Annotated in this window: 21 protein-coding genes, 1 tRNA gene and 2 riboswitches; of the genes, 14 read left to right on the plus strand and 8 right to left on the minus strand. The window is 63.0% G+C overall.

The window, feature by feature from the left end; genetic code table 11:
• The 6 genes from BTJ49_RS00495 to phoU all read left to right on the plus strand — a co-directional run bounded on the left by BTJ49_RS00495 (position 1) and on the right by phoU (position 5,031).
• Positions 1–291, plus strand: coding sequence for a zinc ribbon domain-containing protein (locus tag BTJ49_RS00495; RefSeq protein WP_113063423.1), 291 nt, complete (start codon positions 1–3; stop codon positions 289–291).
• A gap of 203 nt (positions 292–494) precedes the next feature.
• Positions 495–1,517 (plus strand): phosphate ABC transporter substrate-binding protein PstS, encoded by a 1,023-nt coding sequence (pstS, locus tag BTJ49_RS00500; protein ID WP_206098345.1) that lies wholly within the window; start codon positions 495–497, stop codon positions 1,515–1,517.
• Between the two features lie 111 nt (positions 1,518–1,628).
• Complete coding sequence (pstC, locus tag BTJ49_RS00505) at positions 1,629–2,603, plus strand: phosphate ABC transporter permease subunit PstC (RefSeq protein WP_113063424.1); 975 nt, start codon at positions 1,629–1,631, stop codon at positions 2,601–2,603.
• A gap of 1 nt (position 2,604) precedes the next feature.
• Positions 2,605–3,471, plus strand: coding sequence for a phosphate ABC transporter permease PstA (pstA, locus tag BTJ49_RS00510; RefSeq protein WP_113063425.1), 867 nt, complete (start codon positions 2,605–2,607; stop codon positions 3,469–3,471).
• Positions 3,464–4,276 carry a phosphate ABC transporter ATP-binding protein PstB gene (gene pstB, locus BTJ49_RS00515; protein ID WP_113063426.1) on the plus strand — a complete coding sequence of 271 codons (813 nt, stop codon included), beginning with the start codon at positions 3,464–3,466 and terminating at the stop codon, positions 4,274–4,276. The genes pstA and pstB overlap by 8 nt, the downstream gene beginning before the upstream one ends.
• A gap of 47 nt (positions 4,277–4,323) precedes the next feature.
• A complete protein-coding gene (phoU, locus tag BTJ49_RS00520; RefSeq protein ID WP_113063427.1) occupies positions 4,324–5,031 on the plus strand; it encodes a phosphate signaling complex protein PhoU in 708 nt (235 codons plus the stop codon).
• Positions 5,032–5,049: 18 nt separating this feature from the next.
• Here phoU and BTJ49_RS00525 read toward each other — a convergent pair whose 3' ends face one another.
• From BTJ49_RS00525 to rnr, 4 genes are all read right to left on the minus strand, one after another.
• Positions 5,050–5,337 carry a hypothetical protein gene (locus tag BTJ49_RS00525; protein WP_113063428.1) on the minus strand — a complete coding sequence of 96 codons (288 nt, stop codon included), beginning with the start codon at positions 5,335–5,337 and terminating at the stop codon, positions 5,050–5,052.
• A 111-nt stretch (positions 5,338–5,448) separates the two neighbouring features.
• Positions 5,449–5,940: a hypothetical protein gene (locus BTJ49_RS00530; protein WP_113063429.1), complete on the minus strand. Its 492-nt coding sequence runs from the start codon at positions 5,938–5,940 to the stop codon at positions 5,449–5,451.
• A gap of 42 nt (positions 5,941–5,982) precedes the next feature.
• Positions 5,983–6,726 (minus strand): 23S rRNA (guanosine(2251)-2'-O)-methyltransferase RlmB, encoded by a 744-nt coding sequence (gene rlmB, locus BTJ49_RS00535; RefSeq protein ID WP_113063430.1) that lies wholly within the window; start codon positions 6,724–6,726, stop codon positions 5,983–5,985.
• Positions 6,726–9,137 (minus strand): ribonuclease R, encoded by a 2,412-nt coding sequence (gene rnr / locus BTJ49_RS00540; RefSeq protein WP_240601711.1) that lies wholly within the window; start codon positions 9,135–9,137, stop codon positions 6,726–6,728. Before rnr ends, rlmB begins: the two co-directional genes overlap by 1 nt.
• Positions 9,138–9,292: 155 nt before the next feature.
• On the opposite strand from rnr, the gene BTJ49_RS00545 reads away from it, so the two are divergent.
• A tRNA-Leu gene (locus BTJ49_RS00545) sits at positions 9,293–9,377 on the plus strand.
• A 91-nt stretch (positions 9,378–9,468) separates the two neighbouring features.
• Here BTJ49_RS00545 and BTJ49_RS00550 read toward each other — a convergent pair.
• A complete protein-coding gene (locus tag BTJ49_RS00550; RefSeq protein WP_113063432.1) occupies positions 9,469–9,903 on the minus strand; it encodes a VOC family protein in 435 nt (144 codons plus the stop codon).
• Between the two features lie 144 nt (positions 9,904–10,047).
• Positions 10,048–10,132, plus strand: a riboswitch (glycine riboswitch).
• Positions 10,133–10,162: 30 nt separating this feature from the next.
• A riboswitch (glycine riboswitch) is annotated at positions 10,163–10,260 on the plus strand.
• 133 nt (positions 10,261–10,393) lie between these two features.
• Here BTJ49_RS00550 and gcvP point away from each other — a divergent pair.
• Entirely contained in the window at positions 10,394–13,267 is a 2,874-nt protein-coding gene (gcvP, locus tag BTJ49_RS00555; RefSeq protein WP_113063433.1) for an aminomethyl-transferring glycine dehydrogenase, read from the plus strand.
• 112 nt (positions 13,268–13,379) lie between these two features.
• On the opposite strand, the gene BTJ49_RS00560 is transcribed toward gcvP, so the two are convergent.
• Entirely contained in the window at positions 13,380–13,649 is a 270-nt protein-coding gene (locus BTJ49_RS00560; protein ID WP_113063434.1) for a hypothetical protein, read from the minus strand.
• A 136-nt stretch (positions 13,650–13,785) separates the two neighbouring features.
• On the opposite strand from BTJ49_RS00560, the gene BTJ49_RS00565 reads away from it, so the two are divergent.
• Together BTJ49_RS00565 and BTJ49_RS00570 are read left to right on the plus strand one after the other, a co-directional pair.
• Positions 13,786–14,007, plus strand: a complete 222-nt coding sequence (locus BTJ49_RS00565; RefSeq protein ID WP_113063435.1) for an AbrB/MazE/SpoVT family DNA-binding domain-containing protein — start codon at positions 13,786–13,788, stop codon at positions 14,005–14,007.
• Positions 14,008–14,019: 12 nt separating this feature from the next.
• Positions 14,020–14,478 (plus strand): type II toxin-antitoxin system death-on-curing family toxin, encoded by a 459-nt coding sequence (locus tag BTJ49_RS00570; RefSeq protein WP_113063436.1) that lies wholly within the window; start codon positions 14,020–14,022, stop codon positions 14,476–14,478.
• A 70-nt stretch (positions 14,479–14,548) separates the two neighbouring features.
• Here BTJ49_RS00570 and BTJ49_RS00575 read toward each other — a convergent pair whose 3' ends face one another.
• Complete coding sequence (locus BTJ49_RS00575) at positions 14,549–15,823, minus strand: sodium:proton antiporter (protein WP_113063973.1); 1,275 nt, start codon at positions 15,821–15,823, stop codon at positions 14,549–14,551.
• A gap of 449 nt (positions 15,824–16,272) precedes the next feature.
• Here BTJ49_RS00575 and BTJ49_RS00580 point away from each other — a divergent pair, with 449 nt between their 5' ends.
• Positions 16,273–16,662, plus strand: coding sequence for a DUF302 domain-containing protein (locus BTJ49_RS00580; RefSeq protein WP_113063437.1), 390 nt, complete (start codon positions 16,273–16,275; stop codon positions 16,660–16,662).
• 45 nt (positions 16,663–16,707) lie between these two features.
• On the opposite strand, the gene BTJ49_RS00585 is transcribed toward BTJ49_RS00580, so the two are convergent.
• Positions 16,708–17,418, minus strand: a complete 711-nt coding sequence (locus BTJ49_RS00585; protein ID WP_240601673.1) for a DUF3883 domain-containing protein — start codon at positions 17,416–17,418, stop codon at positions 16,708–16,710.
• A 263-nt stretch (positions 17,419–17,681) separates the two neighbouring features.
• Here BTJ49_RS00585 and BTJ49_RS00590 point away from each other — a divergent pair, with 263 nt between their 5' ends.
• Genes BTJ49_RS00590 through BTJ49_RS00600 form a run of 3 tightly spaced genes read left to right on the plus strand, consistent with a single transcriptional unit; the run spans position 17,682 to position 22,661 of the window.
• On the plus strand, positions 17,682–19,133 hold the full coding sequence (locus tag BTJ49_RS00590) for an N-6 DNA methylase (protein WP_113063438.1): 1,452 nt from the start codon (positions 17,682–17,684) through the stop codon (positions 19,131–19,133).
• On the plus strand, positions 19,130–20,350 hold the full coding sequence (locus tag BTJ49_RS00595) for a restriction endonuclease subunit S (protein WP_113063439.1): 1,221 nt from the start codon (positions 19,130–19,132) through the stop codon (positions 20,348–20,350). Before BTJ49_RS00590 ends, BTJ49_RS00595 begins: the two co-directional genes overlap by 4 nt.
• Positions 20,351–20,354: 4 nt before the next feature.
• The gene (locus BTJ49_RS00600) at positions 20,355–22,661 is read left to right on the plus strand and encodes a type I restriction endonuclease subunit R (RefSeq protein ID WP_113063440.1); all 2,307 of its coding nucleotides are present in this window, start codon (positions 20,355–20,357) and stop codon (positions 22,659–22,661) included.
• Positions 22,662–22,681 lie beyond the last annotated feature (20 nt).

The following is a 22,681-nucleotide window of genomic DNA, read 5'->3' on the forward strand; positions in this document are numbered from 1 at the left end:
ATGCCCATCTATGAGTACATCGCATCGACCGAACGCGGCTGTGAACGCTGCCGCGCCGGGTTCGACCTGCTGCAACGCCTGAGCGACGCCCCGCTGCAGCAATGCCCGCACTGCGGCGCACCCGTCCACCAACGCATCAGCGCCCCCACCGTGGTCGCCGGCAACAGCCACCGAACCAGCGAAAGCCATCTCGAAAAGCACGGTTTCACCCAATACCGCAAGGTCTCCAAGGGCGTCTACGAGAAAACCGCGGGCAAGGGACCGGCGCATATCGCCGACGACGGCAAGTGATGACACTTCGCCGCAGCCCGCATAAAAAGTGCAATGAAATCATGTTTCTTCGAATGAAGCATGACACCCTTTCACGATATGCGGGCACTTTGTTTCAGGCGCTGTCATACAGCTGAAACACTAAGCTCATTTCATTGCAACACGCACCGCCTACAAAGGCAGCAGGCAGGCATTGCCTTCAGACCGCAAACCGAGGAGTTACCGTGTTCAAGTCCATGAAAACGCGCATCGCCATTGTTGTCGCTGCCGCCACCCTGTTCAGCGCGGCCGCAGGCGCTACCGACGTCACCGGCGCCGGTTCGAGCTTCGTGTACCCCGTCCTGTCCAAGTGGTCGGCCACCTACGCCGAGAAGACGGGCAATCACATCAACTACCAGTCCATCGGTTCGGGCGGCGGTATCGCCCAGATCAAGGCAGGCACCGTCGACTTCGGCGCTTCCGACAAGCCGCTGGACGAGTCCGACCTCAACGCTCATGGCCTGGGCCAGTTCCCGATCGTGGTCGGCGGCATCGTGCCGGCGCTGAACGTGCCGGGCATCAAGACCGGCCAGCTGGTACTGGACGGCCCGACCCTGGCCAAGATCTTCCTGGGCAAGATCAAGACCTGGAACGATCCGGCCATCGCCAAGCTGAACCCGGGCGTGAAGCTGCCGTCGATGCGCATCAATGTCGTGCATCGCTCGGACGGTTCGGGCACCTCGTTCAACTTCACCAACTTCCTGTCCAAAGTCAGCCCGACCTGGAAGAGCGAAGTCGGCGAAGGCACCGCGGTCAAGTGGCCGACGGGCATCGGCGGCAAGGGCAACGAGGGCGTCTCCGCCTACGTCGGCCAGCTGAAGGGCTCCATCGGCTACGTCGAGTACGCCTACGCGCTGAAGAACCACATCAACTACGCGCTGATGAAGAACGCCGCGGGCAAGACCGTGAAGCCGGACAGCGAGACCTTCTCCGCCGCTGCCGCGACGGCCGACTGGTCGCACGCCAAGGACTTCCACCTGATCATGACCAACGCTCCGGGCGCCAACGCCTGGCCGATCACCGCCACCACGTGGGCGATCATGTACAAGAAGCCGAAGAACGCCGCCAACACCAAGGTCGTGTTCGACTTCTTCAAGTGGTCCTACGAGCACGGTCAGAAGCAGGCCGAGTCGCTGGACTACGTGCCGCTGCCGGACAGCCTGGTCAAGCGCATCGAGAACTACTGGAACACGCAGTTCTCGAAGTAAGACCCCAAGCTCCGGTATCGTTACGATGATACCGAGCCAGCAAGGCGACACGCCGGGTTCCTCCGGCGTGTCGCGTTTTCGTCTAACGGATCGCGGAATGCCAAGCCCACGATGAACGCTACCAGCCTCCCCGCCGAACCTCGCGAAAGCGACCAGCGTGCCCAGCGCGACGCTCGTCACGACCGCATTTTCCGTCTGATCCTGAAAGCTTGCGCACTGCTCGTGCTGCTCGCGCTGCTGGGCGCCGCTGCCTCCACGCTATGGGGCGGGCGCGAAGTGCTGTTCGGCCATACCTGGGAATTCCTGACCACATCGGACTGGAACCCGGTCGAGAACAAATACGGTGCGCTGGGACCGATCTTCGGCACGCTGGTCACTTCGATCATCGCCATCGTGCTCGCGGTGCCGATCAGCTTCGGCATCGCCCTGTTCCTCAGCGAGATCGCGCCAAGCTGGCTGCGCACGCCGGTGGCCACGGCCATCGAGCTGCTGGCGGCGATCCCCTCCATCATCTACGGCATGTGGGGCCTGTTCGTGTTCGTGCCATTCATGGCCGATCACGTCGAACCCAAACTCAGCGCCACGCTCGGCCAGCTGCCGATCATCGGCGCGCTGTTCGACGGCCCGCCGCTGGGCCTGGGTATCCTCACGGCCGGCATCGTGCTGGCGGTGATGATCATCCCGTTCATCTCCTCGGTCATGCGCGAGGTCTTCCAGACCGTGCCGACGCGGCTGAAGGAGTCGGCCTACGCGCTGGGCTCGACCAAGTGGGAAGTGGTCTGGGACATCATGCTGCCCTACACCCGCTCGGCCGTGATCGGTGGCATCTTCCTAGGCCTGGGCCGCGCGCTGGGCGAGACCATGGCGGTCACCTTCGTGCTCGGCAACTCCTACGACATCCAGGCCTCGCTGCTGATGCCGGGCACATCGATCTCCTCGTCCATCGCCAACGAATTCAACGAAGCGGTCGGCACGCACCGCTCGGCGCTGATCGCGCTCGGCTTCCTGCTGTTCGTGGTCACCTTCATTGTGCTGATGATCGCGCGGCTGATGCTGCGCCGCCTGTCGCGCAAGGAGGGTAACTGAGATGTCCGCCATCTACCGCCGCCGCTACGCGACCAACATCATCGCGCTGACCCTCAGCGGCATCGCCACGCTGATCGGCCTGACCTTCCTGGCCTGGATCCTGTGGATCACCATCAGCCGCGGCATCAGCGCCGTCGGCGTGCCGCTGTTCACCAAGATCACCGCCTACGCCGACCAGGGCGGCCTGGCCAACGCCATCGTCGGCAGCATGCTGATCGACCTGATGGCGATCCTGATCTGCGCGCCCATCGGCGTGTTGGCCGGCACCTACCTGGCCGAGTATGCGCGCCGTACCAAGCTGGGTTCGGTGATCCGTTTCCTCAACGACATCCTGCTGTCAGCGCCGTCGATCGTGCTGGGCCTGTTCGTGTACGTCATCGTGGTGCTGCCGATGACCTCGATCACCAACGGCTCCGTCAGTTTCTCGGCCTTTGCCGGCGCGGTGGCCCTGGCCCTGATCGGCCTGCCGGTGATCGTGCGCACCACCGATGAAATGCTGCAGCTGGTGCCCGGCACCCTGCGCGAAGCGGCGCTGTCGCTGGGCATCCCACAGTGGAAGCTGACCGTGCAGGTGCTGATGCGCGCCTCCGGTTCCGGCATCGCCACCGGCGTGCTGCTGGCGCTGGCGCGCCTGGCCGGCGAGACCGCCCCGCTGCTGTTCACCGCCTTCGGCAACAACTACATGGCCTACGGCCTGCTGGACAAGATGGCCAGCCTGCCGGTGTCCATCTACCAGTACACCAACGACCCCAACCCGGCGATGCATGCCATCGCCTGGGCCGGCGCACTGCTGATCACGCTGTTCGTGCTGGCGCTGTCCCTGCTGACCCGAATGTTCTTCGCGCGCAAGAAGGTGAACCATGACTAGCTTCGCCGCCACTCCGCCCACCACGGCCGACGCCCAGACCACGACGGCGTCGCGTACCCGTATCCAGGTGCGCGGTCTGGACTTCCACTACAACGGTTTCCATGCCCTGAAGCAGATCAGCATGGACATCCCCGAACGCAAGGTGACCGCCATCATCGGTCCCTCGGGCTGCGGCAAGTCCACCCTGCTGCGCGTGTTCAACCGCATCTACGCGATCTACCCGGGCCAGGTCGCCAGCGGCGACGTGCTGCTGGACGGCGAGAACATTCTCGATCCGCGCTATTCGATGAACCGTCTGCGCAGCAAAGTCGGCATGGTGTTCCAGAAGCCGGTGCCGTTCCCGATGACCATCTACGAGAACATCGCCTACGGCATCCGACATCACGAGAAGCTCAAGCGCAAGCAAATGGAAGAGCGCGTCGAGGAAGCCCTGCGCAGCGCGGCGCTGTGGGACGAGGTCAAGGACAAGCTCAAGCAGAGCGCCCTGGGCCTGTCCGGCGGCCAGCAGCAGCGCCTGTGCATTGCCCGCGGCATCGCCCTGAAGCCCGAAGTGCTGCTGCTCGACGAACCGACCTCGGCGCTGGACCCGATCGCCACCGGACGCATCGAGCAGCTGATCGAGGAACTGAAGAAGACCTTCACCATCGTCATCGTCACCCACAACATGCAGCAGGCGGCACGCGTGTCCGACCACACTGCCTTCATGTACATGGGCGAACTGATCGAGTTCGGCGATACCGAGAAAATCTTCACCAAGCCCGACAAGAAGCAGACCGAGGACTACATCACCGGCCGCTTCGGCTGATTCGAGTACGCTGCCCGCCTACCGCGCGGACCACACGAGACGCTGCCATGAATACTTCGACCGATCACATCATCAAGAGTTACGACAAGGAGCTGGAACGCCTGCGCGGCGAGATCGTGCGCATGGGCGAACTGGCGGTTTCGCAGCTGGAGGCAGCCATCGACGTGGTCGAACGCCGCGACGAGCGCGCCGCGCAGCGCGTGGTCGACAACGACGATGCCATCGATACCATGGAGCACGAGATCAGCCACGGCGTAGTCCGCCTGCTGGCCCTGCGCGCACCGATGGCCAGCGACCTGCGCGCGGTGTTCTCGGCCCTTCGCGTGGCCTCGGACATCGAACGCATCGGCGACTACGCGGCGAACGTGGCCAAGCGCTCGATCCCGCTGTCGATGGTCGCGCCGGTCTCGCCCGCGCACGGCCTTAAGCACCTGTCGCAGCTGGCCGCGGCCTCCGTGCGCAAGGTGCTCAACGCCTACCGCGAAGACGACGCCGAGATGGCGCACGAGGTCTGGCGCGACGACGTGGACGTCGACGAGGCCTACAACGCGCTGTTCCGCGAACTGCTGACCTACATGATGGAAGACCCGCGCAGCATCACCTCGTGCACGCACCTTCTGTTCATGGCCAAGAACATCGAACGCATCGGCGACCACGCCACCAACATCGCCGAGAACGTCTGGTTCGTGGTCAAGGGCGAGCCGCTGGAAGCGCCCCGCGAAAAAGGCGACGAGCCCACCCTTCCGACCGAGTAATAGACTCCCGTGACGCGCCTACCAGGGCGCGTCACGATTGGCATCGCGCGCCGCCCGGCGCGTCTTCACGCCGAACACCATGCCGTAGATGCTGATGAGCAACCACGCGCCCTCCAGCAGGAAGGCCGACAGGTTGAACTCGCCGAACACCAGCGAAATCAGCACACCCAGCGCACCCAGCGCGTTCATCAGCTGGTAGATCATGCGATGCCCGTTGAGCCGCTGCGCCTGCAGTAGAAAGAACGCCAGCAGCACCAGCGCCACGCCGACCAAGCCGATCCAGACATGCCAGGGAAGAATGCTCATGCGTGTCTCCTTGCGGTGATGACTCTGCGCTCATGATGCCCTGCTCATTCGCGCCACACCAGAGACCGGATTCAGCCGGCCCGGCATCCGATATTCCGACAAAGTGCGTGGCTACCCTTTGCTTCGAAATACGCGATGCGACCCCTGTGCGGCAAAAGCAGTTCCCAGACGGGCCTTTCCATCGCTCAGCGTATAGGGGAAATAGACCGTCACGGTGTACCCCCCTCGGTGCTCAAGCTCGATGACCACGACATCCGATTTGGATGCCCCATCGGGCATCTGCACACGAGCATTGTAGGCAAGCGCCGTTGCGCGGATCCGCCCCGCTTTCGCCTTTTGCGCGAAGCCTGCGCGCAACATCGCGATGGCTTGTGTTGAATCAGGGCGTGCATCCCCTTCGCCAGCCATCGCCATCTCGACCTTTCCGGAAAAGGTGAGATCCGCCCCGAAGGGAAAGAATTCACCATGCCTGGCCAAGGATTGCTCGGCAAAGGGAAGCACCGCATCAACGAGTTGCTGTGCCTCATCCTTCGGCGACATGGATCGGCACAAGCCTGGCAGGAAAAGGCAAACAAGGATCAGGCCGACACTTGAAATCTTCATCGGAAGCCAGCCACTCCATGGTCGTGACGATCGTTACAGAAATCACGCACGCCGCTGACGTAACGCCTCGAACAGCGCGACACCGGCACTGACGGACACGTTGAGGCTCTCCATCTCGCCCGGCATCGGAATGCGCGCGAGGAAGTCGCAGGTCTCGCGTGTCAGGCGACGCATGCCCTCGCCTTCGCTGCCCAGCACCAGGGCGCACGGACCTTTCAGGTCGATGTCGTACAGGTCCGTCTCGGCCTCGCCGGCGAACCCGGTCAGCCACACACCGGCGTCCTTCAGCACGCGCAGCGCGCGCGCCAGGTTGGTCGCTGCCACCAGCGGCACGCGATCCGCGCCGCCGGCCGAAGCGCGGCGCACGACCGGCGTCATGCCGACCGCGCGGTCCTTGGGCACGATGACGGCCGTGGCCGAGGCCGCCGCCGCACTGCGCAGGCATGCGCCGAGATTGTGCGGATCGGTGACGCCGTCCAGCACCAGGAACAGCGCTTCGCTGCCGGCCTCCTCGGCCAGACGAGCCAGATCGTTCTCGCTCAAGGCCTCGGGCGCAGCGTAGCTGGCCGCGATGCCCTGATGACGCGCACCGCCGGCGACGCGCTCGAGCTGGTCGCGCGCGACCTCGGTCACGGCGATGCCCTGCTTGCGCGCCCGCGCCGCCAGTTCGGCCACGCGCGGGTTGCGCGCACCGCGTTCGACCCGCACTTCGCGCACGCGCTCGGCGTCGTGTCCCAGGGCCCCGTCGACCGGATTGATGCCGACGATCCAGGTGGTATTGCTCATTACTTGCGGCTCCCGCGCTTACCGGCCGCCCCCTTGGACGCGGCACGTTTCTTCTTGTGGGCGGCTTTCGCCTTGGATTTGGATTTCGACGGAGCCTTCGCCTCAGACGCGGCCTTGGTCCGCGGCTTGCCCTTGGCGCCGGACGCTCTCCCGGATTTCCGAGACGCCGAACCCGACGCCTCGGCGTCACGCGCGTTCCGGCCTCTGCCTTCGCTCCTGCCCGCCGACTCCTCGAACAGACGGAAGTCGATCTTGCGATCCTCCATGCTGGCACGAAGCACCTGGATGCGCACGCTTTCGCCGAGACGGAACGTGCGACCGGTGCGCTCGCCCTTGAGCAGACGACGATTGGCGTCGAAATGATAATAGTCGTTGGGCAGCTGGCTGATGTGCACCAGCCCCGACACACCGTGCCCGTCCAGTTCCACGAACAGCCCGAACGAGGTCACGCCGGTGACACGGCCATCGAACGATTCGCCGACGTGCTTTTCCATCCACACGCACTTCAGCCGCTCGTCGACATCGCGCTCGGCTTCCTCGGCGCGGCGTTCGCGCTGCGAACAGTGCGCGGCCATCTTCGCCATCTGCTCGTCGGAATAGACGTAGTTCTTCGGCTTGCCCTTGCGCAGCGCGTAACGGATCGCGCGATGCACCAGCAGATCGGGATAGCGCCGGATCGGCGAAGTGAAGTGCGCGTAGGCATCCAGCGACAGACCGAAATGACCGTGGTTCTGCGGCAGATAGACGGCCAGGCTCATCGAACGCAGCAGCACCGACTGGATCAACTCGAACTCGGGTTTGTCGCGCACCTTCTTCAGCAGCTTGTCGTAGTCGCCCGGATGCAGCTTCTCCAACGGCGGGAGCTGCAACTTGTACTGGCGCAGGAATTCCTGCAGATCCTCGTACTTGTCCGCCGGCGGCGAGGCGTGCACGCGGAACAGCGCCGGTATCTTCTTGCGTTCCAGAAACTTCGCCGCCTGCACGTTGGCGGCGATCATGCATTCCTCGATCAGCTTGTGCGCATCGTTGCGCGGCGTGACTTCGACCTGGTTCACCTCGCCCTTGCCGTCCAGTCGAAACTTGGCTTCGGCAGTATCGAACTCGATCGCTCCGCGACGGCGACGCTGACCGTCCAGCGCCCGATACAGCGCGTGCAGATCCTCCAGCTGCGGCACATGCGCGGACAGACGCTCGCGCGCCGCCGCGTCCTGCTCGCCGACGACCTGCCAGACTTCGTCGTAGGTCAGGCGCGCATGCGAGCGCATGACGCCCTCGTAGAAGCGCGAGCGGGTGACTTCGCCCCGCTTGTTGACCGACATGTCACACACCAGGCACAGGCGGTCGACCTTCGGGTTCAGCGAACACAGCCCGTTGGACAACGCTTCCGGCAGCATTGGCACCACGAAGCCCGGGAAATAGGTCGACGTGCTGCGCTCGAAGGCCTCTTCGTCCAGCGGTGTGCCGGGCTGCGTGTAGTGAGCGACGTCGGCGATGGCGACCACCAGCCGCCAGCCGCCGCCGCGCTTGGGCTTGGCATAGACGGCATCGTCGAAATCCTTGGAGTCGTCGCCGTCGATGGTCACCAACGGCAGGTCGCGCAGATCGGTGCGACCATCCAGGTCGCTCTCGCGCACGTCCACCGGCATCTTCTCGACGGCGGACAGGACCGCCTGCGGCCATTCGTGCGGCAGATCGTGCTGGGCGATGGCCACCTCGACCAGCAGCGACGGCTTGAGCCGGTCGCCGAGTACGCTGACGATGGCGCCGATGGGACCGCGCTTGGCATTGGGCGGCTCGGTGATTTCGGCGATCACCACCTGCCCGGCGCGCGCGCCGTTGCAGCGGTCCGGCGGAATCAGCACATCCTGATGCACGCGGTCGTCGTCGGGCACCACCACGGTGATGCCGCGCTCGGTCATCACACGGCCAACGATGCGCGAAAAGCGCCGCTCCAGCACCTCGGCGATCGCGCCCTTGCGGCGGCCGCGACGGTCGACGCTGACGATGCTGGCCAGCACGCGGTCGCCGTGCAGCACCTTGCGCATCTCGTACGGCGACAGATACAGGTCCGGGCTGCCATCATCCGGGCGCAGGAAACCGTAGCCGTCGGCGTTGGCCAGCACCTCGCCGGCAATGAGGTCCAGTTTGCGCGCCACGCCGTAGCCTTCGCGGCGAGTGCGCAGCAGCTGGCCGTCGCGGACCATCGCGCCCAGACGCTTGTCCAGGGCCTGCTGATCGACCTCCTCGGTCAATCCCAGCGCCTCGGCGATGGTCTCCTCGCGCATCAGCTCGCCGCGCGCTTCCAGCAGCGCAAGAATCGCTTCGCGACTGGGAATCGGGCGCGCGTAGCGTTGCGCTTCGCGTTCGGCCCAGGGATCGTTCGGCGATGCGCCGGCGGCTTTGCCGGGAATCTTGCCGGAACGTGTTGTTTTCTTGGTCAAAGGAAATCCTTGTGAGAATGATTGGCACCGTCTTCGAAAAAAAGACCGCAGCCGGATGTTGACAAGTGGGCTTCAGGTACCTATCTTACGCGGCTCCGCAACGCCCATGGCGTTGCCCGCACCTTGCCCAGGTGGCGGAATTGGTAGACGCACTAGTTTCAGGTACTAGCGGGTAAAACCGTGGAGGTTCGAGTCCTCTCCTGGGCACCATTTTAAGGTAACGCGACGCTAATACAGTCCCGGTACCGCCCTGAAAACCCCGCCTCGAGCGGGGTTTTTAGTATCTGCGATCCGCACCGATTCAGACTTCGCCGCCGGGACGCTCCAGGGTCGCCTTCAGCTCCACCATGTTGCCCTCTGGATCATACAGATACAACGACGGACCGCTGCCCTGCGCGCCATAGCGCTGACCGGATTCGCCGATGCGTACACCGTGCGCCTGCAGATGAGCGACGATGCGTTTTTCGTGGAACGGATCCACGCGTAGGCACAGATGATCCATGTTGTGCCCCTCGTCGCCCGGCGCCGCGCCGCCCTTGCGGCCGATGGCGCCATCCACGCTGACCAGATCGATCAGACAACTGCCGGCGCGAAGCTGCAGCAACCCGATCTCCTCCTGCCAGCGTTCGGCGGTACAGCCGAGCACTTCGCAATAGAAGCGCCGCATGCGGTCGAGATCGTGCACGCGCAGTACCACATGATCGATCTGGGCGATGTCGAAGGGCCTGTCGGCCATGCCGAGACTCCATGGAACGCGAATCGGGCCTCATGATGCGGGCGCCCGAATGAACCTGTCCACACCGCGACAGACACGAGCAGACAAAAAAGGCGTTGGAGGCTGGCGAAAAATACGCCAGCGCCCTGTATAATCGCGCCCTGTGACACCACGGTGGGAGAAGCGGGGCAACCCGCTGCCGAAGGCGCAACGCCCGTAATCGCTCAGGCTCCCGTACCACCGCCGCGAAACGGCCCGTCGAAACACCGGCGCGCACGCCGCAAAACACTCTGGAGAGACCGGTTCGATCCGGCGCCGAAGGGGCAGAAAGCGCGACGCGCTTTTCAAACTCTCAGGCAAAAGGACAGAGGGGCGCGCAACGAGACATCCGCAGGATGCGTTCTGGCGTCACGTCCGCAAAAGCGGACTGCCCGGCGAATCACGCCGGCACGACCACCGGAACCGCCCGCGAGGTCTCATCGACCGCCGCCCAGCTTCCGGACCGTCCGCCATGAGCCAGCCCTCCACGCCTTCCCTGCGCGACCTCGAACAGCACGACGCCTTCGTCGCCCGTCACATCGGCCCCAACGACGCCGAAATCCAGCAGATGCTCGAGGCCGTCGGCCACGATTCGCTGGAAGCGATGACCGACGCCATCGTGCCCGGCTCCATCAAGTCCACCGCACCGCTGAACCTCCCGGACGCGATCACCGAGGAAGAGGCGCTGGCCCGTATCCAGGCCGTCGCGAAGAAGAACACCGTCGCGCGCAGCTTCATCGGCCAGGGCTATTACGGCACGCATACGCCCGCCGTCATCGCCCGCAACATCTTCGAGAACCCGGGCTGGTACACGGCCTACACGCCGTACCAGGCGGAGATCTCGCAGGGCCGCATGGAAGCGCTGATCAACTTCCAGACCATGGTCGCCGACCTGACCGGTATGGAAATCGCCAACGCCTCGCTGCTGGACGAGGCTACCGCCGCTGCCGAAGCCATGGCGCTGGCCATGCGCAAGGCCAAAGCGAAGTCGAACGTGTTCTATGTCGCCGACGGCGTGCACCCGCAGACGCTGGAAGTGCTGAAGACCCGCGCCGAGAGCCTCGACATCGAACTGCGCTTCGGCCCGGCCGCCGAAGCCGCCGGGGACGACGGTTTCGGCGTACTGCTGCAGTACCCGGACACCTTCGGCCGCATCGCCGACCACGCCGCCCTGACTGCCGCCGTGCACGCACGCGGCGCACTGGTCGTGGTCGCCACCGATCTGCTGGCGCTGACCCTGATCGCCTCGCCCGGCAGCTGGGACGCCGACATCGTCATCGGCAACAGCCAGCGCTTCGGCGTGCCGCTGGGCTTCGGCGGCCCGCACGCCGCCTGGCTGGCCTGCCGCGACGCCTACAAGCGCAACATGCCGGGCCGCCTGATCGGCGTGTCGGTGGACGCCGAAGGCAAGAAGGCCTACCGCCTGACCCTGCAGACCCGCGAGCAGCACATCCGCCGCGAGAAGGCGACCTCCAACATCTGCACCGCGCAGGTGCTGCTGGCGGTGATGGCTGGCATGTATGCCGTCTACCACGGCCCGGAAGGCCTGCAGCGCATCGCCCGCCGCACGCACCGCCTCACCGCCATCCTCGCCGCCGCGCTGCGCGAGGCCGGTATCCAGGTGGACGGCGACTTCTTCGACACCCTGCACATCACCGGCGTCGACGCCACGGCCCTCCACGCCAAGGCCGCTGCCGCCGGCATCAACCTGCGCGACATCGACGACACCCGTGTCGGCATCAGCCTGGACGAGACCACCACCCGCGCCGAAGTCATGACGCTGGCCAGCCTGTTCGGCGCCACCATCAGCGACGTCGACGCCTTGGACGCCGCCACGCCCGACGCCCTGCCCGCCACCCTGCTGCGTCGCACGCCGTTCCTGACCCATCCGGTGTTCAACACCCACCACAGCGAGCACGAACTGCTGCGCTACCTGCGCAGCCTGTCCGACAAGGATCTGGCGATGGATCGCACCATGATCCCGCTGGGCAGCTGCACCATGAAGCTCAACGCCACCTCGGAAATGATCCCGGTGAGCTGGCCCGAGTTCGCCAACATCCATCCGCTGGCACCGGCTGTGCAGACCGCCGGCTACGCCCAGCTCATCACCGAGCTGGAGCAGATGCTGGCCGAATGCACCGGCTACGATGCCGTCAGCCTGCAGCCGAACTCCGGCGCGCAGGGCGAATACGCCGGCCTACTGGCGATCCGCGCCTGGCATCGTTCGCGCAATGAGGGCCACCGCAACGTGTGCCTGATTCCCGAGTCCGCACACGGCACCAACCCGGCCTCCGCGCAGATGTGCGGCATGAAGGTGGTGGTGACCAAATGCGACGCCAACGGCAACGTCGACGTCGAGGACATCCGCGCACAGGCCGAGAAGCACGCGAACGACCTGGCCGCGATCATGCTGACCTATCCGTCCACGCACGGCGTGTTCGAGGAAGACGTGGTCGAGATCTGCGAGATCGTGCATGCGCACGGTGGTCAGGTGTACACCGACGGCGCCAACATGAATGCGCTGGTGGGCTTGGCCAAACCGGGCAAGTGGGGCTCGGACGTCTCGCACCTCAACCTGCACAAGACCTTCTGCATCCCGCACGGCGGCGGTGGTCCGGGCGTCGGCCCGTGCGCGGTGAAGTCGCATCTGGCGCCGTTCCTGCCGCGCGCGTTCGGTGGCGAAGGCGATGTCGGCATGGTCAGCCAGGCCACCTTCGGCAGCGCGTCCATTCTGCCCATCACCTGGATGTACATCACCATGATGGGCGCCGCCGGCCTGCGCAAGGCCAGCCAGGTCGCGCTGCTCAACGCCAACTACGTGTCCAAGCGCCTCGCGCCGCACTACAAGACGCTGTACACCGGCCGCAAGAAGCTGGTGGCGCACGAGTGCATTCTCGACCTGCGTCCGTTCAAGGACAGCGTCGGCATCGAGGCCGAGGACGTCGCCAAGCGCCTCATCGACTTCGGCTTCCACGCCCCGACCCTGAGCTTCCCGGTCGCCGGCACGCTGATGGTCGAGCCGACCGAGAGCGAGTCGCTACACGAACTGGACCGCTTCATCGACGCCATGATCGAGATCCGCGAGGAAATCCGCGCGATCGAGGACGGCAAGCTTGACCGCGACGACAACCCGCTGAAGAACGCGCCGCACACCGCGACCATGGTCGCCGGCAGCGAGTGGACCCACGCCTACCCGCGCGAGTTGGCCGCCTTCCCGCTGGCCGTGCTCAAGCAGCAGAAGTACTGGCCGCCGGTTGCCCGCGTCGACAACGTCTACGGCGACAAGAACGTGTTCTGCGAATGCATCCCGGTCGAGGCCTACAAGGAAGCCGAAACCGAGGCATAAATCGTTTCTATTTCGGAGTTTTCCGACAGCGCGGGCCTTCGGGTCCGCGTTTTTTTATGCGCGTCCTAATCGTTCCTTCACGGTGCGCGAACGGCCTTCGTCGTCATTCCGGCTACGCCGGAGGCTCCTCGGGCGGAAGCTTGTCGAGCACGCCCTCCAGATCCTCGATCATCGCTTGCAGCGCATCATGCAGCTGCCCCTGGCGATCCATGAGATCGGCGATCGCATCGGCTTTCTTCAGCCTCGACAATTCGCCGTCGAAGACCAGCCACTCGGCGGTCAGCACCTCGACGTTGTTCTTGGCGTAATGCCGCATTTCCTTGAGTTGCGCCAGCGTATCGCGCAGGCGATCGGCCGTGCTCTTGCTGCTTTCGGCGGACATGACACGCTCCTTCGATGGAAGGTACGGCCATCGTACGCCGCACGCACACGCATCGCAGCGGGGCCTCATCGCCCGGCTTGTTCAGCGCCGCCAAGAAGGTATAACATTTGTTATAACCTGAGTGTGGAGCGATCCCATGAAACTGAAAATCACCGCCATCGGCAATTCCTCCGGCGTGATCCTGCCCAAGGATCTGTTGGCCCGGCTTCGCCTGCAGAAAGGCGACGAACTCTACGCCGTGGAAACGCCCGACGGCATCAAGCTGACCGCGTACGACCCCAAGCTGGCTGCACAGATGGAAGTGGCCGAACAGATCATGCGCGAGGACCGCCAGGTTCTGCACAAGCTGGCGCAGTAGCGGGGACCCGTCATGATTACCTGGATCGAGAAACCGCTCGCCCCCGCCATCCACGACCGCCAACTGGCCGAACATGGGGGCGGCAACGGCGTACGCGACGAGAGCCTGCTCGAGTCCGCATTGGCGCGCCCTCAGCGGATGCACGCCTACGGCGAACCGCCTGCCGACCTGGCCGACCTGGCCGACCTGGCCGACTTGGCCGATCTCGCCGCATCGCTGGCGCATGCAGTGGCGCGCAATCATCCCTTCGTTGATGGCAACAAGCGGACCGCGCATGTCTGCTACCGCGTCTTCCTGGCGCTCAACGATGCCCGACTGGTCGCCAGCGACGAGGAGAAATACGCACACATGCTGTCCCTGGCCGAAGGCCGCCTGAGCGAAGCCGAGTTCGCCGCCTGGTTGCGCGATCACCTGGAACTGGAAACCGACGGCAGCGTGCATGAGTCCCGCGAGCGCTACCGCGCCGACTGAATCACTCGAGACATTCTGGAATCAGGCTTTGCAGCGCAGGCCGCAGCAGCAGAGCCGCGGCAGCCGCTGATCAAAGATCGACACCCTCTCGCGGCACGGCGCCCTCTTCCACTTCCTTGCGCGTCGCCCAGCGCACTACCTTTCCGATGCTCAGCCCCTGCACCAGGATCGAGAACACCACGATGTAGTACGTCATGCTCAGGATCAGGTCGCGCGGTGGTCCAGACGGCAGTGACAACGCCAGCGCGATCGAGATCGCGCCGCGCAATCCGCCCCAGGTCAGCACCTGCCACGCCCCGCGCGGCATGTTGAAGTAGCGCGACAGCACCGCCATCGGTGCGCCCGCACACAGCAGCCGCGCAATCAGCGCCACCACGATCATGCCGGCCGACACCAGCAACACTTGCAGCGAGAACGTCACCGCCGCGAACTCCAGTCCGATCAGCACGAACAGCACCGAATTGAGCATCCAGTCCAGCAGCTCCCAGAACTCGTCGTGATGCTTGCGCGTCAGCTCGGACATGCCGAACTCGCGCCCGTGCTCGCCGACCACCAGACCGGCCACCACCATCGCCAGCGGACCCGACACCTCCAGCTCGCGCGCCAGCGCATAGCCGCCGAGCACCGCCGCCAACGTGATCAGAATCTCGACCTGATAATTATCGATAGTGCGCAGGATGCGGTAGGTGATCCAGCCCAGAATGAGCCCGTAGATCAGGCCGCCGCCCGCCTCGCGCGCCAGCAGCACCGCGCCGTGGCCCCAATCCGGCGCACCGCCGTCCGCGATCATGCCCAGCAGCATGGCGAACAGCACCACGCCGATACCGTCGTTGAACAGCGACTCACCGCTGATCACCACATCCATGCTGCGCGGCGCACCGGCACTGCGGATGATGCCCGCCACCGCCACCGGATCAGTCGGCGAAATCAGCGCCCCGAAAATCAGGCAATACGGCAGCGACAGCGAAAGTCCCGCCCAGCCCAACGCCAGCCACACCGCCCCGCCGATCAGCAGCGTCGAGGCAATCGTCCCCAGCACCGCCAGCGCCGTCACATGCCACCGATACGCATGCAGATCGCTGAAATCCACCCCCAGCGCCGCCGCGAACAGCAGCACCGACAACATCCCCTTCAGCACCACCTCGGGAAAATCGATGGACGCCAGCAGCGACGTCTCGTAGTCATGCAGGCCGCTGAATCCCATCCCGTTGAGCAGCGCCAGCACCAGCGACCCGACCAGCGCGATCACCATCACCCCGATCGCCGTCGGCAAGCGCACGAAGCGATGATTGATGTAGGCCACGCCTGCGGTGATCACCAGCAGGACGACCGCGATGTTGAACATGGAGCACTCCCCATCACACGACCGCGACAGCATGTCGCGCATGGTTTCCATGGTATCGGGCCTAACGCACGTCGTGAATCGCTTAAGCCCTGAACGTAGTCATTTCTCGGCGCTGAACGACGACCGCCCACAGCTACTGAATCATGGAACACGATCCTTCCGCTCCTTGTCCAAGACGATGTCGTGCGCCGGGCAGGAAGCCTTGCACCGCCGTGGATCACGCATACAGTTTGCGAACGCTCAGGTCGCAAAATCGTATGTCGCCACCAGGACCTTCGCCCGGTTCATCGCCACGTCGCAGCCCTGCCGGCCAACGGCTCTAGTTTCACGCCTCCGCGATGACGCAGATCAATCCACGACGAGTCGCGCCGCCTACACTTGGATGGGTATCCACCGCGCCCTAGCCCGCACACAACGCCACGCCTCAGCCCCCAACGACCGGAGCCGCCATGAGTGATCTCTACCGCAAAGCCACCAGCAAATCCGTCGCCCGCGCCTTCGAAGACCTGCAAGCCGCGCTCAAACAGCACAAATTCGGCCTGCTGCATCACTACGACTTCCAGGAAACCCTCAAGAACAAAGGCTTCGACCTACCCGAAGCCTGCCTGGTCCTGGAAGTCTGCAACCCCGCCCAGGCCCACGCCGTCCTCGGTATCGACATGAACCTCAACATGGCGCTGCCCTGCCGCATTTCGATCTATGAAGATGCCGGCCAGACCTGGATCGGCATGGTGCCGCCGACCGAGCAACTCAAGTTGATCTCCGACGACCCGCAGATTGCTAAGGCGGCTGGGGGCGTGGAGGCGGCGCTGAAGGCCATCATTGATGAAGCAGCTTGAGGTCGGGCACTGGACCCCATCCCCTTCGCCGCCTTTTCCTACCCATCAAACCGTCGCGCGATAAGTGACAGCATTTAGTTTCAAGCGCTCACGCATGTTCCCGCGCAGCATGAACATGCGCGGCTGCGCGCGGAACTCGAACAATCGATAGAGATGAAACTGTCGCTGCATCCGTTCAGAGAAATCGACTTCGTTCCGGCTGACGTAGAACGGCGTGGCTTTAGCAAAGGCCGTCGTCTTGACCTCAATAAAGCGTTCGCGGCCGCTATCTTCGTAGGAAAGAATGTCGTACCCGGCACCATCTCCTCGTGTCGCAGCAACATGCTCGACCTTACCGGCAAGTGCCTCGCGGCCGAGGCGTTCCAAGCGATCTCGCTCATACGCCAAGACAAGCTCTTCGCCTGCCTTCCCCAAGGCTCGGTTGCGCGACTCCCGGGCTACGTAATCTCGCTGTACGGGTAGAAAAGATGGTGATTTCGCAGCCTTCGGATCGCTCACTTTGGAAGGCTTTGGCGGGTCGTCCAACCAGTAGCCAAAATCAACGCCTGCAGGCGCTAGTGCCGGCTGTGTAGCTGCGTGAATCGCCGCCTGGTCGAACAACGGATCATCGGCGATCTGCTCGACCACGACTTCATGCAACAAAGCCTGGTAGTTTCCAAGCGGCTTATAGCCCGCGATGTACGGGCAATTCATCGCAATCAGGATGGGCGCTGATGTTCTGATGCTTACGTTCGATGGAGCCTTCGGAGCGATCATTCAGCAGCTTCTGCAGCACCCGCCGGTGCTCCGCCTTGCTGTATGCCTGGCCGCTAAGCTCTTGAATAAGCATGCGTCGATAGTCGGCAACCGCTGCTTCGACCTCCTCGCGCGTCCATCCCTTGTTTGCCACCCAAGTCCCCCTGAACCAACGAGCCAAACTGCAAGATTGGCAGTTTCCCTCTGGTTACCTATGCTGGAAGCAATGCGCAACGAGCCGGACAACTTCCCGGCCGTGACCTGACCAGGAAACGATACACCACATGTTTGAAAACGCGTTCAACAACATCGACAAAGTCATGCGGAACGACGAGGGCCTGGCTTCCGAGCTGGACTACGCCGAGCAGACCTCCTGGCTGCTGTTCCTTAAGTACCTGGAGGACATGGAAAAAGAGTGGGAAGACGAGGCTACGCTTGAAGGTCACGACTACACGCCCATCCTGGATGAACCGTACCGCTGGCAGTCGTGGGCGATGCCCCGGACCGAAGACGGCGAGCCGGACATCAACGCGGCCCTGACCGGCGACGATCTGATCGAGTTCGTCAACGGCAAGCTGTTCCCCTACCTCAAGACCTTCCGCGAATCGGTGGACGACCCCGATACGCTGGAATACAAGATCGGCGAGATCTTCTCCGAGATTGCCAACCGCTTCCGTTCCGGCTACTCGCTGCGCGATGCGCTGGAGATCGTCGACCAGCTCAATTTTGGCAGCACCGAGGCCAAGCACGAGCTGTCCGACCTGTACGAGACGCGCATCAAGCGCATGGGCAACGCCGGCCGCAACGGCGGCGAGTACTACACGCCACGTCCGCTGATCCGCGCCATGATCAAGGTGGTCAACCCGCAGATCGGCGAGACTATTTATGACGGGGCTTGCGGATCGGCGGGATTTCTGTGCGAGGCCTGGGAAACCCTGCGCCGCGATGACCTGTCCTCGGCCGACTGGGACACGCTCCAGCACCGGACCTTCTACGGGCAGGAGAAGAAGTCGCTCGCCTACGTGCTGGGCGTGATGAACATGATCCTGCACGGCATCGACGCGCCGTCCATCCGTCACACCAACACGCTCACCCAGGATGTGATGGATATCCAGGAGAAGAACCGCCACGACATCGTACTGGCCAACCCGCCTTTCGGCGGCGGCGAGCGCAAGGAAGTACAGCAGAACTTCCCGATCAAATCGGGCGAGACGGCCTACCTGTTCCTGCAGCACTTCATCCGCAAGCTCAAGGCTGGTGGTCGCGGCGCGGTGGTCATCAAGAACACCTTCCTCAGCAACACCGACAACGCCAGCATCGCCCTGCGCAAGGAACTGCTGGAAAGCTGCAACCTGCACACCGTGCTCGACTGCCCAAGTGGCACGTTCCAGGGCGCGGGCGTCAAGACCGTGGTGCTGTTCTTCGAGAAAGGATCGAAGACGCGCAATATCTGGTACTACCAGCTCGATCCGGGACGTAGCCTGGGCAAGACCAATCCGCTTAACGACGACGATCTAGCCGAGTTCGTGGCCTTGCAGAAGGATAAGGCCAACAGCGACAAGAGCTGGACGGTGCCAGTGAAGAATGTGGACAAGGCCACCTCGGACCTATCGGTGAAGAACCCGAACGCGCCCGAAGCCGAGCCGCTGCGTAGCCCCGAGCAGATCATTGCCGACATGCTCGCACGGGATGCCGAGACAGCGGAGATACTGAAAGACATTCGGGGGCTGTTATGAAACAGCAAGTCAGTGTAGCGGTCGACTCCAGCTGGTCATTTCGTCCGTTAGGTGACGTTTTCGACGTGGTAGGCGGTGGCACGCCTTCTAAACGATCTACCGCTTACTACGATGGAAACATTCCTTGGGCAACGATCAGAGACATGAATGCGGAGCACCTATCGACTACTGAACACACTATCAGCCTTGAAGGACTCAAAAACTCTTCAGCCAAGTTGATTCCGGCAGGTGAAGTAATTATGGCCAGCCGTGTAGGATTGGGTAAAGCCTGCATCCTTAAGCAAGACACTGCGATCAATCAAGATATTCGAGCCCTTATACCTAAAACCCCTGAAGATATAGAACGGAAATTTTGCCTTTATTGGTTGCAAAGCATCACGGATCGAATCGTTTCTGCAGGTTCTGGTGCCACGGTTCAAGGTATTAGACTACCATTCATCAAATCACTTCCCTTCCCGTTCATAAACCGCGAGCAGCAGAAGCGAGTCGTTGAGATGCTCGATCAGGCCCTCGCTGCTCTAGACTGCGCCCGCGGCCATGCCGAGGCTAACCTAAAAGACTGTCGGGAAATATTTTCTGTGGCTGCAAGCTCTATTGTTGAGCGAATGTCTAAGGGGCGACAGGAACGTCTGCGTCTCGGCTCAATTGTGACGCGACTCACTAATGGTTATGTCGGCGCCACAAGAAATATTTACGTTGATTCAGGCATCCCATATCTCCTTGCACGTCATGTGCGAGATAACACCCTGACATTTGATGGTCGAACGCACGTCTCACCAGAATTCAACGAGAAAAATAAGAAGTCAAAGCTCAAAGCTGGTGATGTCTTGCTTGTTCAGAGTGGACATATCGGCCATTGCGCAGTAGTACCGGAGGAACATGACGGACACAATTGTCACGCGATGATCGTCATTACGACTCTCGACGACGTTATTTCGGGACCTTATCTTTCTGCCATATTCAATACTCCGTATATGCAGGACGAATTCCAAAGAATTCGGACCGGATCAACTGTTCCCCACTTGACATGCAAGATGGTCCGTGAGCTCTTGATCGACGTGCCACCGCGCCAAGTTCAGGATGAAATCATGGACGAGATCGAGACCCTCAAGAAGCGTACTCATGCTTTGCAATTTAGATACGCAAAAGATCTGAACAATATTGCCGACCTCCGCCAATCCCTCCTGCACAAAGCCTTCTCTGGCCAACTAACCTGAGCCCATGAGCGAGACCGAAGCCGACACCCGCGCCAACCGCATCGACCCCGTCCTGCGCGACGCGGGCTGGGGTGTCGTGGAAGGCTCCAAGGTCCATCGCGAACTGATCTGCCCCGGCCGCATCACCGGCGGCGGCGGACGGGCCAATCCGCTGTCGGCGGACTACGTGCTCAGCTATCGCGACCGCAAGCTGGCAGTGATCGAAGCCAAGCGTGCCGGGCTGGGGCATACGGACGGTGTCGGCCAGGCCAAGGATTACGCCAGCCGCCTGCAAGCGCGCTTCGCCTACGCCACCAACGGCATCGGTTGGTACGGCATCGACATGCACACGGGCACGGAAGGCGATATCGCCCTGCCCTTTCCCACCCCGCAGCAACTGTGGGATCGCTGCTTTCCCGAAGGCAATGACTGGCGCGACCGCTTCGGCGCGGTGCCCTTCGAAACCGGTGGCGGCAAGTGGCAGCCGCGCTACTACCAGCACAACGCCATCACCGCCGTACTGGAGGCCATCGCCAAGGGCGATCAGCGTATCCTGCTGACCCTGGCCACCGGCACCGGCAAGACCTCCATCGCTTTCCAGATCGCCTGGAAGCTGTTCCACGCTAAGTGGAACCTGAGCCGCGACCCGGTGCGTCGTCCACGCATCCTGTTCCTGGCGGACCGCAACATCCTGGCCGATCAGGCCTACAACGCCTTCAGCGCCTTCGCTCCCGACGCGCTGTGCCGGATCAGCCCCGACGAGATCCGTAAGCAGGGCAAGATTCCGCGCAACGCCAGCGTGTTCTTCACCATCTTCCAGACCTTCATGACCGGCGAAGGCCAGTTCACCTTCGAAGGCTACGAACCGGATTTCTTCGACTTCATTGTCATCGACGAGTGCCATCGCGGCGGCGCCAAGGACGAGAGCACCTGGCGCGGCATCCTCGAATACTTCGAACCCGCCGTGCAGCTGGGCCTGACCGCCACGCCCAAGCGCGACGCCAACGCCGACACCTACGCCTACTTCGGCGAGCCGGTCTACACCTATGCGCTGAAGGAAGGCATCGGCGACGGCTTCCTGACGCCTTTCAAGGTGCGGCAGATGGCCAGCACGCTGGATACCTACACCTTCTCTGACGACGACGAGGTGGTCGCTGGCGAGATCGACCCGGACAAGGAATACACCGAGGCCGATTTCAACACCAAGCTCATCATCAATGAGCGCGAGGAAAGCCGCGTGGCCGAGTTCATGGACCAGATCGACCAGCGCCAGAAGACGCTGGTGTTCTGCGCCACTCAGGACCATGCCGCGCGGGTGCGCAACTTCATCAACGCGATCAAGGACAACCCTGATCCGCACTACTGCGAGCGGGTCACGGCGAACGACGGCAAGCTCGGCGAGCAGCACCTGCGCGAGTTCCAGGACAACGAGAAGACGCTGCCCACGATCCTGACCACCTCGCACAAGCTGTCCACCGGCGTGGACGCGCGCAACGTGCGCAACATTGTGCTGCTACGCCCGATCAAGTCGATGATCGAGTTCAAGCAGATCATCGGCCGTGGCACGCGCACCTTCGATGGCAAGGACTTCTTCACCATCTACGACTTCGTGAAGGCCTACGAGCACTTCAACGACCCGGAATGGGACGGCGAGCCGTTGCCGCCGGAAGGACCAAGAAGGCCCCGACCACCCGGAGAGTCCGATCCCCCAGGTCCTGGAGGTGGCGGTGAAATCGGTGAACCACCCCCGCCTCGCGAAAGGATCATCGTAAAGCTGGCAGATGGCAAAGAACGCACCATCCACTACCTCCGAGCGACCACGTACTGGTCCCATGATGGTCGACCGATCACCGCCAAGGAATTCATGGAGCAGCTGTTTGGTGACCTGGGCACGATGGTCACATCCGAAGATGAACTGCGCACGATCTGGAGCGACCCGGACCGCCGCGAAGCCTTCATGCAACGCCTCACCGAACGCGGGTACGACAGTGAGCGACTCAATGATATGCGCCGACTTATCGATGCACCGAATAGCGACATCTTCGACGTGCTCGCCTACGTCCGCTTCACACTTGCTCCTCGTGCCCGTAGAGAGCGTGCGAATCATGCACGCGAAACTGGTTTGAGTGGGCACGAGCGGGCCATGCGTGAATTTCTCGACTACGTCCTCTGCGCATACGAACGTGATGGTGTAGAAGAGTTGGCGTCACGAAAAATTGCCGACTTCTTGCGCATCCGCTACGGCGGAGTCAATGATGCGAAACGTGCACTGGGGACGGTCCCGAATATCCGGAAGGCGTTTATCGCCATCCAAAGCAATCTCTACGAGTGACATCAACGCTTTGGTCTTCC

Source organism: Oleiagrimonas sp. MCCC 1A03011, from assembly GCF_003267965.1.
In the GTDB taxonomy this organism is placed as follows: domain Bacteria; phylum Pseudomonadota; class Gammaproteobacteria; order Xanthomonadales; family Rhodanobacteraceae; genus Oleiagrimonas; species Oleiagrimonas citrea.

Bases quoted from the DNA above. Each gene is read 5' to 3' on its own strand.
- BTJ49_RS00495 (WP_113063423.1), top strand. From the start codon at position 1: ATGCCCATCTATGAGTACATCGCATCGACCGAACGCGGCTGTGAACGC.
- pstC (WP_113063424.1), top strand. From the start codon at position 1,629: ATGAACGCTACCAGCCTCCCCGCCGAACCTCGCGAAAGCGACCAGCGT.
- pstA (WP_113063425.1), top strand. From the start codon at position 2,605: ATGTCCGCCATCTACCGCCGCCGCTACGCGACCAACATCATCGCGCTG.
- pstB (WP_113063426.1), top strand. From the start codon at position 3,464: ATGACTAGCTTCGCCGCCACTCCGCCCACCACGGCCGACGCCCAGACC.
- phoU (WP_113063427.1), top strand. From the start codon at position 4,324: ATGAATACTTCGACCGATCACATCATCAAGAGTTACGACAAGGAGCTG.
- BTJ49_RS00525 (WP_113063428.1), bottom strand. From the start codon at position 5,337: ATGAGCATTCTTCCCTGGCATGTCTGGATCGGCTTGGTCGGCGTGGCG.
- BTJ49_RS00530 (WP_113063429.1), bottom strand. From the start codon at position 5,940: ATGAAGATTTCAAGTGTCGGCCTGATCCTTGTTTGCCTTTTCCTGCCA.
- rlmB (WP_113063430.1), bottom strand. From the start codon at position 6,726: ATGAGCAATACCACCTGGATCGTCGGCATCAATCCGGTCGACGGGGCC.
- BTJ49_RS00550 (WP_113063432.1), bottom strand. From the start codon at position 9,903: ATGGCCGACAGGCCCTTCGACATCGCCCAGATCGATCATGTGGTACTG.
- gcvP (WP_113063433.1), top strand. From the start codon at position 10,394: ATGAGCCAGCCCTCCACGCCTTCCCTGCGCGACCTCGAACAGCACGAC.
- BTJ49_RS00560 (WP_113063434.1), bottom strand. From the start codon at position 13,649: ATGTCCGCCGAAAGCAGCAAGAGCACGGCCGATCGCCTGCGCGATACG.
- BTJ49_RS00565 (WP_113063435.1), top strand. From the start codon at position 13,786: ATGAAACTGAAAATCACCGCCATCGGCAATTCCTCCGGCGTGATCCTG.
- BTJ49_RS00570 (WP_113063436.1), top strand. From the start codon at position 14,020: ATGATTACCTGGATCGAGAAACCGCTCGCCCCCGCCATCCACGACCGC.
- BTJ49_RS00575 (WP_113063973.1), bottom strand. From the start codon at position 15,823: ATGTTCAACATCGCGGTCGTCCTGCTGGTGATCACCGCAGGCGTGGCC.
- BTJ49_RS00580 (WP_113063437.1), top strand. From the start codon at position 16,273: ATGAGTGATCTCTACCGCAAAGCCACCAGCAAATCCGTCGCCCGCGCC.
- BTJ49_RS00585 (WP_240601673.1), bottom strand. From the start codon at position 17,418: ATGATCGCTCCGAAGGCTCCATCGAACGTAAGCATCAGAACATCAGCG.
- BTJ49_RS00590 (WP_113063438.1), top strand. From the start codon at position 17,682: ATGTTTGAAAACGCGTTCAACAACATCGACAAAGTCATGCGGAACGAC.
- BTJ49_RS00595 (WP_113063439.1), top strand. From the start codon at position 19,130: ATGAAACAGCAAGTCAGTGTAGCGGTCGACTCCAGCTGGTCATTTCGT.
- BTJ49_RS00600 (WP_113063440.1), top strand. From the start codon at position 20,355: ATGAGCGAGACCGAAGCCGACACCCGCGCCAACCGCATCGACCCCGTC.